At 71.2% G+C, this 12803-nt stretch carries 7 protein-coding genes and 2 pseudogenes; 4 read left to right on the top strand and 5 right to left on the bottom strand.

Going from position 1 to position 12803, the window contains the following annotated elements:
* Positions 1-33: 33 nt before the first annotated feature.
* Positions 34-1089, top strand: a complete 1056-nt coding sequence (locus ACSMXW_RS29060) for a LacI family DNA-binding transcriptional regulator (protein ID WP_485800648.1) — start codon at positions 34-36, stop codon at positions 1087-1089.
* Positions 1090-1132: 43 nt separating this feature from the next.
* Here ACSMXW_RS29060 and ACSMXW_RS29055 read toward each other — a convergent pair whose 3' ends face one another.
* Together ACSMXW_RS29055 and ACSMXW_RS29050 are read right to left on the bottom strand one after the other, a co-directional pair.
* Positions 1133-2497: a beta-xylosidase gene (locus tag ACSMXW_RS29055; protein ID WP_485800646.1), complete on the bottom strand. Its 1365-nt coding sequence runs from the start codon at positions 2495-2497 to the stop codon at positions 1133-1135.
* A gap of 403 nt (positions 2498-2900) precedes the next feature.
* Entirely contained in the window at positions 2901-4481 is a 1581-nt protein-coding gene (locus tag ACSMXW_RS29050) for an alpha-L-fucosidase (protein WP_485800644.1), read from the bottom strand.
* A gap of 533 nt (positions 4482-5014) precedes the next feature.
* On the opposite strand from ACSMXW_RS29050, the pseudogene ACSMXW_RS29045 reads away from it, so the two are divergent.
* Positions 5015-5980 (top strand): annotated as a pseudogene (locus ACSMXW_RS29045) (arabinofuranosidase catalytic domain-containing protein); the annotation flags it as partial.
* A gap of 173 nt (positions 5981-6153) precedes the next feature.
* Complete coding sequence (locus ACSMXW_RS29040) at positions 6154-7746, top strand: glycoside hydrolase family 27 protein (RefSeq protein ID WP_485808374.1); 1593 nt, start codon at positions 6154-6156, stop codon at positions 7744-7746.
* 317 nt (positions 7747-8063) lie between these two features.
* On the opposite strand, the gene ACSMXW_RS29035 is transcribed toward ACSMXW_RS29040, so the two are convergent.
* The 3 genes from ACSMXW_RS29035 to ACSMXW_RS29025 form a co-directional block, all read right to left on the bottom strand.
* Positions 8064-8753 carry a FadR/GntR family transcriptional regulator gene (locus ACSMXW_RS29035; RefSeq protein WP_485800642.1) on the bottom strand — a complete coding sequence of 230 codons (690 nt, stop codon included), beginning with the start codon at positions 8751-8753 and terminating at the stop codon, positions 8064-8066.
* Positions 8754-9006: 253 nt separating this feature from the next.
* Positions 9007-9408 (bottom strand): RidA family protein, encoded by a 402-nt coding sequence (locus ACSMXW_RS29030; RefSeq protein WP_485800640.1) that lies wholly within the window; start codon positions 9406-9408, stop codon positions 9007-9009.
* Complete coding sequence (locus ACSMXW_RS29025; protein ID WP_485800638.1) at positions 9405-10538, bottom strand: acyl-CoA dehydrogenase family protein; 1134 nt, start codon at positions 10536-10538, stop codon at positions 9405-9407. Before ACSMXW_RS29025 ends, ACSMXW_RS29030 begins: the two co-directional genes overlap by 4 nt.
* Before the next feature lie 121 nt (positions 10539-10659).
* Here ACSMXW_RS29025 and ACSMXW_RS29020 point away from each other — a divergent pair.
* A pseudogene (locus ACSMXW_RS29020) lies at positions 10660-12438 on the top strand (AMP-binding protein); the annotation flags it as partial.
* Between the last annotated feature and the right edge of the window lie 365 nt (positions 12439-12803).

The raw sequence follows: 12803 nt of genomic DNA, 5'->3' as shown, positions 1-12803 counted from the left end.
GAAGCATCGAGGTGGACACCTTGAAGGAGCTGCATGAACATCGGGGAGATCGCCCGGCGAGCGGGGGTGTCGCGCAGCACGGTGTCGTACGCGCTCAGCGGCAAACGCCCCGTCGCAGACACCACCCGCCGGCGGATCCAGCAGGTCATCGACGAACTGGACTACCGGCCCAACGCGACCGCCAGGGCCCTCGCGGAGGGCCGGATGCGGACGATCGGTCTCGTGATCCCGCCCGCCGGCAACCGGCTCACCCACATGCAGCTCGAATTCGTGGCCAGTGTGGTCGACGCCGCCTCCCGTGCGGACCTGGACGTGCTGCTGTCCCCTTCCGGAGGCGACCACGACCGCTCCTTCGAGCGGCTGGTCTCCGAGAGGCGCATCGACGGGGTGATCCTGATGGAGATCAGGATGGAGGACGCCCGCGCGGTCCGGCTCCAGCAGGCGCGCGTGCCTTTCGTCGGTATCGGCCGCACCGCCCGGGACCGGGACATGTGCTGGATCGACATCGACTACGCGGGGCTGATCCATCACTCCGTGTGCCACCTCGCCGATCTCGGCCACCACCGGGTGGCGCTCGTCAACCGCTCCCATGAACTGATCACGGCCGGCTACGGGCCCGCGCACCGCGCCCGGCACGGCTTCCTGGACGCCGTGCGGGAGCGCGGCCTGGACGGTGTCGAGGTGCCGTGCGGAGACGACGCCCGCTCCGGCCAGGAATGCGTCGAGCGCCTGTTGCGGAGCCACCCGGACCTCACAGCCGTCGCCACCATCAACGAAGCGGCTCTGCCCGGTGTTCAGCGCGCGCTCGCCGATGCGGGCCTGAAGGTGCCCCGCGACTTCTCGGTCATCGGTGTCGCGGCCCGCCTCTGGGCCGAGGACTTCCGCCCGCCGCTGACAGCGGCCGACGTGCCGGCACAGGACATGGGTGCGCAGGCGGTGTCCCTGCTGCTGGAGAGGATCGCCGCGCCGGCCACGCCGCCACGCCAGATCCTGCTGGCCCCGCCGATCTCACTCCGCTCCAGTACCGCCGCCGTTCCCGCCCACCGGCCGGCCCGAGCCGACGGCCCTTCCGCCGGGGACCGCGGGTGAGCGCACGCGTGGTCACCCCTGCGGTCCCCTGGCGGGCCCCCGGTCACCCCGTCGGAGGCAGCAACGTGATCGTGTAGCCGTCCTGCGCGCTGCCCCACGGCACTGTCAGCGAGGCCGTGCTGCTCCCGCTCACGTTCAGCACCCGGTCGAGGACGGTGGTCGGGCCCGTGACGGCATTGCCCGAGTTGTAGGGGATGCGCTGGAGAACGGCGCGCACCTTTCCCCCGGTCACCACCGACGTGGTGTTCAGACCGGTGAGGTTGACGGTCACCTCCCCGGTGTTGCCGTTGGAGCCGAGGAGGATCTTGGCGTTCCTGGCCGCGTTGTCCTTGGTCGCGAACCCGTCGGTGTTCGTCCCCGGTACGAGGCCTACGACGTTCCCCGTCTGGGACCCGTAGTAGCGATAGGTGAACCACTCGCCGCGGGGCTGGTACCGCCCCGCGCTGTCCTTGGTCAGCAGGCCGGCCTCGTAGTCGTGGAGGGACTGGCCGCCGGCCCAGTTGCCGCGCAGTCCGTCCGCGCCCGCCCGTTCCAGGCGGGATATGAACCATCCACCGCCGCCCGGAGTCTGCATCGACGACGTGGCGTACTCGTTGATCTGGTAAGGCCGGGTCCTTTTGAGGCCGCCGGCGGCCAGGAGCGCATCGGCCCTGCCGACGTCGGCCACGGGGTCACCGGGTTCGTCGTGCCAGCTGTAGATGTCCGGCACCTTGCCGTCCGCCTTGGCGTGGTCCAGGAACGCCTTCCACCAGGCATTGCCCGAGGAGGGCTGAGAGGCCGTACTGGGACCGACGATGAGCTGGTCGGGAAACGCGGACCGGACGGCGCTGTAGAAGCGGGACCACATCTGCAGGTACTGCGCCTGCGACGGCTTCCAGAAGATCGAGAGGTCGGGCTCGTTCCACAGGTCCCACTCGACCCTCATGTGGTTCGCGCGGACGTCCGTGATGAGTTGCCGGACGAAGCTGTCGAACTTCGTCCAGTCACCGTTGTCGCCGGGGAAGGCCTGGCTCGTGGTGCCGTCGGCCCCCCACAGATCGTGCGGGAGCAGGATGAACGTGCCGCCGAGGGCCGTCGTCCGCTTGTACTGGGCGAGCGTGGCGGCCCAGCGGGTGCGGTAGTCGGCGAGGCTGGTCGCGTAGCCGCCGCTGTTGAGCTGTGCGCCTCCGGCCCGCTCCAGGTGCCACTTGATGTCCGTGTAGAAGGCGTCCCCGGGGCGGGAGCCGTCCGGTGACATCCCGTACAGCGTTCCGGAAGCGTGGTACGCGGGTGCTCCACCGGCCGTGGCGAAGTCGACGGTGACACCGGTGTCGACGGCCCGAGCGGTCGTCGGCGGCAGCACGCTGCATGCCAGTGCCGCGGCCAGGGTTGCCATCCCGGCGAACAGCCTGCGCGTGACGATCCTCATGTGCGGCTCTCCCTGATATCTGGCGGGGCGGGGCGGAGGCGCGGGGGCAGCCCACCGGCCCCCTGCACGGGGTACGGGGGCTGCGTCCCGCAGTCGGAAGGGGAATCCGAACCGTGATGCGAACCGGTTCGATTCGAGAACGTAGAGCGTGCTACGACGCCCGTCAAGGCCAACGACCGTGTGGTTCCTGGGGGCCAAGCCCCCAGACTGGCCCCTCGTCAGGGGATCGAGGCTTGCTCCATGCCACGGTCTCGCCCTTGATAATCGAACCGATTCGCCGACGCTTCCTGCGCAAGGCAGCACCTGCCGGCGGACCCGGCAGGTCACACCGACGGGCCGGCCTACCGGACCAGGGCGATCGCAGAGGAACCCGAAGAGGGTCCGACGAGGACCGGCACGACGCTCAGGCGGCGCCTGCCTCGGAGGCGCCTGAGGCGCCGGGCGCGAGGGTGGGGATGCGGCCGGGGAAGGTGAACTTCAGCACGTAGGCCAGTGCACTGTGCGGCGCGGTGGCCGACGGGAGGGTGACGTGCAGTCCGTCGCCGCTCTGGGTCGGGCGGGGCAGGTCGGTGTACGTGCCCGGAGTGCCGCCCAGCAGCTGCAACGACTTCAGTGCGTGCATGTCGATGCGGCCTCCGGCCAGGGTGGTGATGGTCGTCGAGGCGCCCGGCCAGCCGAGGATCGTGGCGTACAGAACGGTGTTGTCCTTGCTGCGGGTGAACCTGATGTCCTTGGCGGTCCCCGCACGCGGCTCCGTGAAGGAGCCGCCGCCCATCTTGGTGGGGCCTTCGCCGTAGACGGTCCAGGCGCGGGTGGTGTAGAGGGATTCACCGAAGCGCTTGAGGTGGTCGCCTATACCGAGCAGGACGTCTTTCTGCCCCTGGGGGATGGTGCCGTCCGCCATGGGCGCGATGTTGAGGAGCATGTTGCCGTTCTTGCTGATCCGGTCGATCAGCGAGTGGAGCATCTGCGGGGTGGAGTAGTAGCCGATGCCTTGGGTGTAGCACCAGCTGGAGCTGCTGATGCTGTCGTCGGTGAGCCAGTAGGGGGTGGCGATGTCGGCCGGGCCGCCACGCTCGTAGTCGAAGACCTCGCCCTTGTTGTTGTAGCCGTCCTTGTACGTGGCCACGACCTCTCGGCCCCAGCCGAGGGCCTGGTTGTAGTAGTACGACAGGAAGTCCAGTCGCTTGGCCTCGTCGACGCGGGTGAGGTCGAAGTCCTCCCAGATGATGTCGGGCCTGGCCTGGTCGACCACCTCCTTGAGCTTGTCGTACCAGAGCTGGTTCTCGGCGGCGGTGCCCAGTTGGCCGTAGAGCTTCTTCAGGCTGGTGGTGGGCTGCGCGGGCACGTGGTCGTAGTAGCCGTTGAAGTTGTACGCGTGGTGCAGGGACACCAGCAGCTTCATGCCCTTGGCGCGTATGGCGTCGCTGAAGAGCCGTAGCAGGTCCAGGCGGGGGCCGCGCTGGACGGAGTTCCATTCGTTGACCGCGCTGTTCCACATCGAGAAGCCGTCGTGGTGCTCGGCCACCGGGCCGGCGAACCTGGCACCCGCGTCGGCGAAGAGCTGGGCCCAGGCGTCGGGGTCGAACCTGCCGCCCGCCGAGAGAAGTCTCGGCGCGAACTGCACGAAGTTGCCGGCCTTGTCACGAGCCCCGTCGATGAAGTTGTGGTAGGGCCATGTGGACGGATCACCATAGGTGGCGATGTGGTGCGCGTTCGCGGCGCTGCCACCGACATACATGTTCCGCGGATACCACTCGTTGTCGTAGGCGGGGACGCTGAAGGCACCCCAGTGGAAGTAGATGCCGAACTTCGCGTCCTGGAACCACTCGGGGGCCGCGGGGTGCCGATCGACCGACGGCCACGTGGGCGAGTAGGACGACGGGGCGGCGTGCGCGGTCCCGCCGCCCAGTCCGAGGTTCGTCGCCGTGGCGGCGGCGACGGTGGCGACTCCCGACAGGAACAGGCGCCTGTTGATCGTCATGAAGTGAACCTTCCGGTGACGTGTACGGGTGGCGGCGCGGCATGGGAGGGCTGGAGACTCCCGGGCGATACATCCCATGTCTCTCCAGAGGTCCCATGCGATCTTCGGAACTGTCAATACGCTTGACGTGGACTGAAGCAAAGGGAGCGCGGCAGCCACCCGTCCTGACGGGAGCGAGCACCACGCTTGCACGGTCGAAGACATCACATGTCAGGCAGCAGTTGCCGCCCCGCCGGCTCCACCGCTCAGCCCGCGTGCGGCACGTATTGACACCCTTCGGCGTCCCTCTATCATCCAGAGACCGTCCGACTTTCCGAATGCTGTTCGATATCTCAAACATGTGTCGTTGGCATGCCTACGCCATACGCAGACTCGCACGCAGGAGGACGCAGATGCAGTCTTCACTCGTTTCCACGCCGGGCCGGGTGCCGCGCGGTCGCCGTACTCCCACCGCCGTGGCCACGTGCTTGGCGCTCACGTTGGTGGCGGTGCTGGGGGCCGCCTTCGGCTGGTCGGTCCCGGCGTCCGCGGCCGGCACGGGCCCGTGCGACATCTACCGCTCGGGCGGCACGCCCTGTGTGGCGGCGCACAGTACGGTGCGGGCGCTCTACGGTTCCTACAACGGCCGTCTCTACCAGGTGCGACGCGCCTTGGACAACGCGACCAGGGACGTCGGTGTGCGATCCCCGGGAGGAGTCGCGAACGCCGCGGCCCAGGACTCGTTCTGTGCGAGCACGTCGTGTGTCATCACGGTCGTCTACGACCAGTCGGGACACGGGAACGACCTGTGGTACCAGGGGTCGAGCGTGGTCCCCGGCTCAAGTCAGAGCAGCCCGGCGAAGGCGACGTCCGAGTCCTTGACGGCTGAGGGCGGCAAGGCGTACTCGCTGTACATCAACCCCGGCAACAGCTACTGGAGGGACGGCCACGCGACCGGTGTCCCCACCGGGAGCGCACCTGAAGGCATGTACATGGTCACCAGCGGCACACACGTCAACAGCGGCTGCTGCTTCGACTACGGCAACAGCGAGACCACGCGGAAGGCCGATGCCGCCGGTGCCATGGACGCGATCAACTTCGGCACCGAGTGCTGGTTCGGCGGCTGCTCCGGGAGCGGCCCCTGGGTACAGGCCGACCTCGAGTGGGGCCTGTACTCCGGCGGCAGCCAGTCCTGGAACCCCGACCAGCGTGCCTTCCCCAGCAAGTTCGTCACCGCGACGCTGAAGAACAACGGGACCTCCCGTTTCGCCATCAAGGGCAGCGACGCACAGGCCGGGGGCCTCACCACCCTGTGGGACGGCTCACTGCCCAGCGGATACAGCCCCATGAAGAAGCAGGGAGCCATCGTCCTGGGCAGCGGCGGGGACTGCTGCAAGCCGGGTGGCGGTGCCAACCTCAGCGCGGGCACCTTCTACGAGGGAGCCATCGTCTCGGGTTACCCCTCCGACCAGACGGAGAACGCCGTCCAGGCGAACATCGTCGCCGCCGGCTACCGCTGAACCGCACCGGCGAGGGACGGACAGTGGTGCGCAGGGCGCCATGGGGCCCGCGCACGTCCGGCACTCGGCCTCGACCACACGACGACCCACTCGCCGGCACCCCATCCCGGAAAGGCATCACCTTGTCCTTACCAGCACGCAGACGTCTGCTCAGCCTCCTTGCGGCAGCCGCGCTGGCGGCCACCGGATTCATCACGGGAGCCCACTCGAGCGCACACGCCGCACCCGGTAGCCCCGCGCTCACCCCACCGCTGGGCTGGAACAGCTGGAACAGCTTCGGGTGCGGAGTCACCGAGACGCAGGTGCACCAGGCCGCCGACGCGATGGTGTCCTCCGGTATGAGGGACGCCGGCTACCGGTACGTGGTGGTCGACGACTGCTGGTTCGATCCGCAGCGCGACGCCGCGGGCAACCTGCGGGCCGACCCGGCCAAGTTCCCCAGCGGGATGAGGGCACTCGGCGACTACATCCACGCCCGGGGCCTGAAGTTCGGCATCTACGAGGCCCCGGGCGAACGCACCTGCGCGCAGGGCGTGGGCTCCTACCCGGGAGCCACGGGAAGCAAGGGCCACGAGGTCCAGGACGCACAGGCCTTCGCCGCGTGGGGCGTGGACTACCTCAAGTACGACTGGTGCTCCTCGGCCGGCACGCGGGACGAGCAGGTCGCACGGTTCACGCTCATGCGCGACGCGCTGCGCGCGACCGGGCGCCCGATCGTCTACAGCATCAACCCCAACAGCCTGCATGCCATCACCGGCGCCACCTACAACTGGGGCGAGGTCGCCGACCTGTGGCGGACGACGGAGGACCTGCTCGACATCTGGCAGAACGGCAACACCAACAGCTACCCGATGGGCGTGGGCAACGTTCTGGATGTCACCGCCCCGCTGGCCGCGCAGGCGGGTCCCGGGCACTGGAACGATCCCGACATGCTCGTCGTCGGCCGACCGGGCCTCACGCTGACCGAGTCCCGCTCCCACTTCGCCCTGTGGGCGCTGATGGGGGCGCCGCTCATGGCGGGCAACGACATCCGCACCATGTCCGCCGACGTCAGCGCCATCCTGCGCAACCCGCGCCTGCTGGCGGTGGACCAGGACCCGTTGGGTGCCGGAGGGCGCCGGGTCCGCGACGACGGCGACACCGAGGTGTTCGCCAAACCCCTGTCCGACGGCTCCGTGGCCGTGGGCCTGTTCAACCGGGGCGGCAGCACCGCGACAGTCACCACCACAGCCACCGAGGCCGGTCTGTCCGGCGGTTCGTTCACGCTCACCGACCTGTGGACCGGAGCCACGTCGGGCACGTCGGGCCGGATCTCGGCGAGCGTGCCGGCGCACGGTGTCGCCGCGTTCCGGGTGAGCGGCGGCAGCCCCCTGGCCGCCACGACCTCCCGGCTGCGGGGCAGCGGGGCCGGTCGCTGCATGGACGTGGACCAGGCCTCCACGGCGGCCGGTGCGACGGTGTTGCTCTGGGACTGCCACACGGCCGCCAACCAGCTCTGGACCACGTGGGCGGGCGGCGAGATCCGTGTCTTCGGGGACAAGTGCCTGGATGCCTACGACCAGGGAACCGCCAACGGCACACGCGCGATCACATGGCCCTGCAACGGGCAGGACAACCAGAAGTGGACCGTCAACCCGGACGGGTCGATCCGCAACGCCCACGCAGGACTCTGCCTCGACGCCTCCGACGCCGGCACGGCCAACGGCACACCGCTCATCCTCTGGACCTGCAACAGCCAGGCGAACCAGAAGTGGACCCGCGTCTAGGGGAAGCCCCCTGGAGGCGCCGCGCAACGTCTCCGGGCGTACCGACCCCGACCGGGCAGTCGTGCCGCGGCCACCGGGGAGCACCGGAACGGGCGGTGCGGAGGAAGCTCGGTGGCCGTAGGCGGTGGCCGTAGGCGGTGGCCGTCACATCCGTCCGTGCGCCGACCGCCGTCCACAGGGCGGCGGTCGGCGCACGGACGACGGTGGACCGAAGGCCGGTCCGGGCGCTCGCCTCGCGTGTCACCGGCGACCGCACCGCGCCCAGCGTCGTGTCACCAGGGCCTGGGCCCGTTGGTGCTTCATCCGGCCCGGTGCTCTCAGGCCTCGTCGTGCTGCAGGTGCTCGCGCAGCCACCGCTCGGTCGTGCTCACGTGAACCAGCGCCGTCGCTTGGGCAAGAGAGGTGTCTCCGGCGGCCAGGGCCGCGTAGATCGCCTCGTGTTCCGCGATGGTCCGGCCACCGGCGTTGTCGTCCACCAGTCCACGCCAGACACGGGCACGCACGGTTCTGCTGGAGATGCCCTCCAGCAGGGTGGCCAGCGTGGCGTTCCCCGTCGCCGCGATCACCGCGCGGTGGAAGGCGGCGTCGTGCTCGTTGAGCACCTCGACGTCGTCACGGGCGCGCCTCATCGCGTCCAGATGGCGCTTGACCTCGGCCAGACCGTCGTCGGAGATCCGCGCGGCGGCCAGGGAGGTGGCGATGGGCTCGAACAGGCGCCGCACCTCGGTCAGTTCCAGCAGGGTGTCGCCCCGGAGAAGCTCCACGGCCGAGCCCAGGCCCTCCAGCAGCAGGGCCGGCTCCAGGCTGGTGACATAGGTCCCGTCGCCGCGTCTGATCTCCAGGACCCGGGCGACCACGAGCGCCTTCACCGCCTCGCGCATGAGGTTCCTGGAGAGCCCGAGCTCCGAGGCCAGTTGCTGTTCCGGCGGGAGTTTGGCGCCCGGCGGAAGCGCACCGGACTGAATGAGCTCCCTGATGCGCGTGATGGCCTTGTCGGTCAGTGACATCGATCGGTTTCACACCCCTTGCCGTGCCGCGTGACACTACCAGGGCATCCCATGTCCAGGAAGAGGCGGCATCACTCTCCGCTATCCGCTCCACCCGGGACGTGTGGGCCTCCACCATCACCTGCGGCTCTTCTCTTCCGCTGACATCCCCACGGGCAGCCAGGCACCGCGAGACGTGGCGACATCCCATGTCCCGGGTGGGTGCACGCGGGCACCCATGCGGCGCGTGCGGCAGGACGGCGCCGGGCCGGTGTCAGGCGAGGACGGCCACGCCGTCCAGTTCCACCAGCGCCCGCTCGTCCCACAGCCGCACCGCTCCGATCACCGCCATCGCCGGATAGTCCCGCCCCGCGCGGCCGCGCCAGATGCGGCCCAGCTCCCGGGCGTGGGCGCGGTAGTCGGCGACATCGGTGGCGTAGACGGTGACGCGGGCCAGGTCGGCGGGGGTGCCGCCGGCGGCGGCCAGCGCGGCGAGGAGGTTGCGCAGGGCGACTTCGAACTGCTCGGGAAGCGTCTCGCCGGTGATCCGGCCCTCGCCGTCCAGTGCCGTCTGGCCGGCCAGCATGACCAGCCGGGAGCCGGTCGCCACCACGGCGTGCGAGAAGCCGGTGGGCGGGGCGAGCTCGGCGGGGTTGACCCGCTCCAGAGGGCTCATCGGTACAGCTCCTTCGCGATGATGGTGCGCTGCACCTCGCTCGCGCCCTCGTAGATCCGTGGGGCGCGCACCTCGCGGTACAGGTGCTCCAGCAGATGGCCGCGGCGCAGGGCGTGCGCGCCGTGCAACTGGACGGCGGTGTCGACGACGAACTGGGCGGTCTCGGTGGCCAGCAGCTTGGCCATGGCGGAGGTCCGGGCGACGCCGTCGTCCCCGCGGTCGTACGCGGCCGCCGCCGCGTACACCAGCAGGCGGGCGGCCTCGGTGCGGGTGGCCATCTCGGCGACCTGGTGGGCGACGGCCTGCAGATCGCCGAGCACACCGCCGAAGGCCCTGCGCCGCGCGGTGTGCCGGACCGTGGCGTCCAGCGCGGCCTGGGCCATGCCGAGCGAGAAGGCGCCCACGCTTGGCCTGAAGAGGTTGAGCGTAGCCATGGCGACCCGGAAGCCGCGATCGGGTTCGCCTATCACATCGGCGCGGGTCACGGGCGTACCGTCGAACACCAGGGCCCCGATGGGATGCGGGGCGAGCATGTCGAGCGGGCTGCCGGTCAGCCCCGGCCGGCCGGCGGGGACCAGGAAGGCGGTGATGCGGCGGGCGCCCGCACCGGGCGTGGTACGCGCGAAGACGGTGTAGAAGTCGGCCTCAGGGGCCTGCGAGATCCAGCACTTGCTGCCGGTGAGCCGCCAGCCGTCGCCGCCCGGACGGCCGGGATCGGGCTCGGCGGCGAGGGTCAGCGCCGCGGCGTCGGAGCCGGCGTCGGGCTCGCTCAGCGCGAACGCGGCGACCGCGCGGCCGGCCGTGACCTCGGGCAGCCAGCGCTCCCGCTGCTCGGCCGTGCCCCAGCTCAGCACGGGGTACGCACCGAGGCCCTGGAGGGCGAGGGCCGTCTCCGCCTCGGTGCAGGCGTAGGCCAGGGACTCCCGCATCAGGCAGAGCTCCAGGGCGCCGGAGGCGAAGAGCCTGCGGAGCAGGCCGTGCTCACCGAGGGCCGCGAGCAGCGGACGGTTGAGGCGCCCGGGCGTGCCCTGCTCGGCGAGCGGGCGGAGCCGTTCGGCGGCGAGCGTGCGCAGGTGTGCGCACCAGGCGCGTTGCTCAGGATCCAGCGCGAATGCGGGCGTCGTGGCCATCGGGTCCCCTCCCGATCCACCTTATCGCGAACCGTTGACTGTCGTCACCATCACGATACGCTCCTTACGCGAGCCCACCACGACTTGCGCGAGCCCACCACCTCAAGGGGGCGAACCGCCCATGGACGCCGGGAACGCCAGGCAGAGAAGCGCCGGAGCCGCACCGCGGCACGCCCCGGGCGACGCACCGCCGCACGCCCCGGGTGACGCACCGCGGCCCGGGGGCGCGGAGAAGGGCCCCGGTGAGCCCTCCGCCGGGTCCCCCGTCTCCGCCCCGCACGCCCCGCGCACCTCCCCCACCGCCCACGCCGACACCTTCGCGCGTGACCACCTGCCTCCCCCCTCGCAGTGGCCCCGGCTCACCTTCGGCCTGCCCGAGCTGCGCTACCCGCCCCGGCTGAACTGCGGTGCCGAGCTGCTGGACGGCACGATCCGGCGGTTCGGGGGCGACCGCACCGCGTTCCGGGGGCCGTCCGGCGAGCCGTGGTCGTACGAGGAGCTGCGGGACCGCGTCGACCGGATCGCACACGTGCTGACCGGCCAGCTCGGCGTGCGGCCCGGCAACCGTGTGCTGCTGCGCGGGCCCACCACACCGTGGCTCGCCGCGTGCTGGCTCGCGGTGATGAAGGCCGGGGCCGTCGCGGTCACCGTGCTGGCCCAGCACCGCACCCGCGAGCTGGCCGCCATCTGCCGGCTCGCGCGCGTCGGGCACGCCCTGTGCGACGCTCGCTCCGTCGACGACCTGGCCGCGGCCGGCGGGCCCGGACTGCGCATCACGACCTACGGAGGCGACACGCCCGGCGATCTCGTGCACCGCTGCGCCCGGCTGCCCCGGCCGTCGCCCTACCGGGCGGTCGACACCGCCGCCGACGACGTCGCGCTGATCGCCTTCACGTCCGGCACCACCGGGCCGCCCAAGGGCTGCATGCACTTCCACCGCGATGTGCTGGCGGTCGCCGACACGTTCTCCCGGCACGTGCTCAAGCCGGTGCCCGACGACGTGTTCACGGGCAGCCCGCCGCTCGGGTTCACCTTCGGACTCGGCGGTCTGGTGGTCTTCCCGCTGCGCGCCGGGGCGAGCGCGCTGCTGCTCGAGAACGCCGGGCCGCGCCTGCTGCTGCCCGCGATCGCCGAGCACCGTGTGTCGGTGCTGTTCACGGCGCCCACCGCCTACCGCACCATGCTGGGCATGCTGGACGGCCACGACATCTCGTCGCTGCGCCGCTGTGTCTCCGCGGGCGAGAACCTGCCGGCGGCCACCTGGCGGTCCTGGTACCACCGCACCGGCCTGCGGATCATCAACGGCATCGGCTCCACGGAGCTGCTGCACATCTTCATATCGGCCGCGGACGGCGACATCAGGCCCGGTACCACCGGCCGCCCGGTGCCGGGCTGGGAGGCGTGCGTGCTGGACGCCGCGGGGCGGGAGGTGCCGGACGGCCGCCCCGGGCTGCTCGCGGTGCGCGGCCCGGTCGGCTGCCGGTATCTGGCCGATCCCCGGCAGAGCGCGTACGTGCGCGACGGCTGGAACATCACCGGTGACACGTATGTCCGCGACGGCGACGGCTACTTCCGCTATGTGGCACGCGCCGACGACATGATCGTCTCGGCGGGCTACAACATCTCGGGCCCGGAGGTGGAGGACGTCCTGCTGCGCCATCCCGACGTGCGGGAGACGGCCGTGGTGGGCCGGCCCGACGAGCAGCGCGGGCAGATCGCCGTCGCCCATGTGGTGCTGCGCGAGGGCGCCGTGCGGGACGCCGACGCCCTGCGCGACTTCGTCAGGTCACAGATCGCGCCGTACAAGTGCCCGCGCGAGATCGTCTTCTGCGGCACACTGCCCCACACGGCGACCGGCAAGCTGCAACGCTTCCGGCTGCGCACCACGGACGACGACCGGCAGCCCGACGGCACCGGACCGGACGCACCGGCCGGCCGGCGGCCCCGCCACGCCGATCCGCCCCCCGCGGAGGGCCGGCGGCCCGACGGCCCGGAACCACCCACCGCGGCCGGCGATCGGCGGACCGGCGGCTCGGGGGCACCGGAGCCGGGTACGGAACCGCGCACGCTCCCGGACCCGGGAGCGGAGGAGGGGCCCGGACCGGGACGACCGGGGCCGGGACCGCGACCGCGCCCCGAGCTGTCACCGGGGTCTGAGCCGGAACCGGGGCCCACGCCGGAACTTGGGCCCGAGACGAGGCCGGAACCCCGACCGGCGCCCAGGCCGGAACCGCCGCCGTCCACGGCACCACCACCGACCCCGGG

The sequence above is a fragment of the Streptomyces sp. DSM 116793 genome (assembly GCF_057320905.1).
The sequence above is the reverse complement of the archived record's forward strand: the minus strand, read 5'-3'. Positions and strand labels throughout refer to the sequence as shown.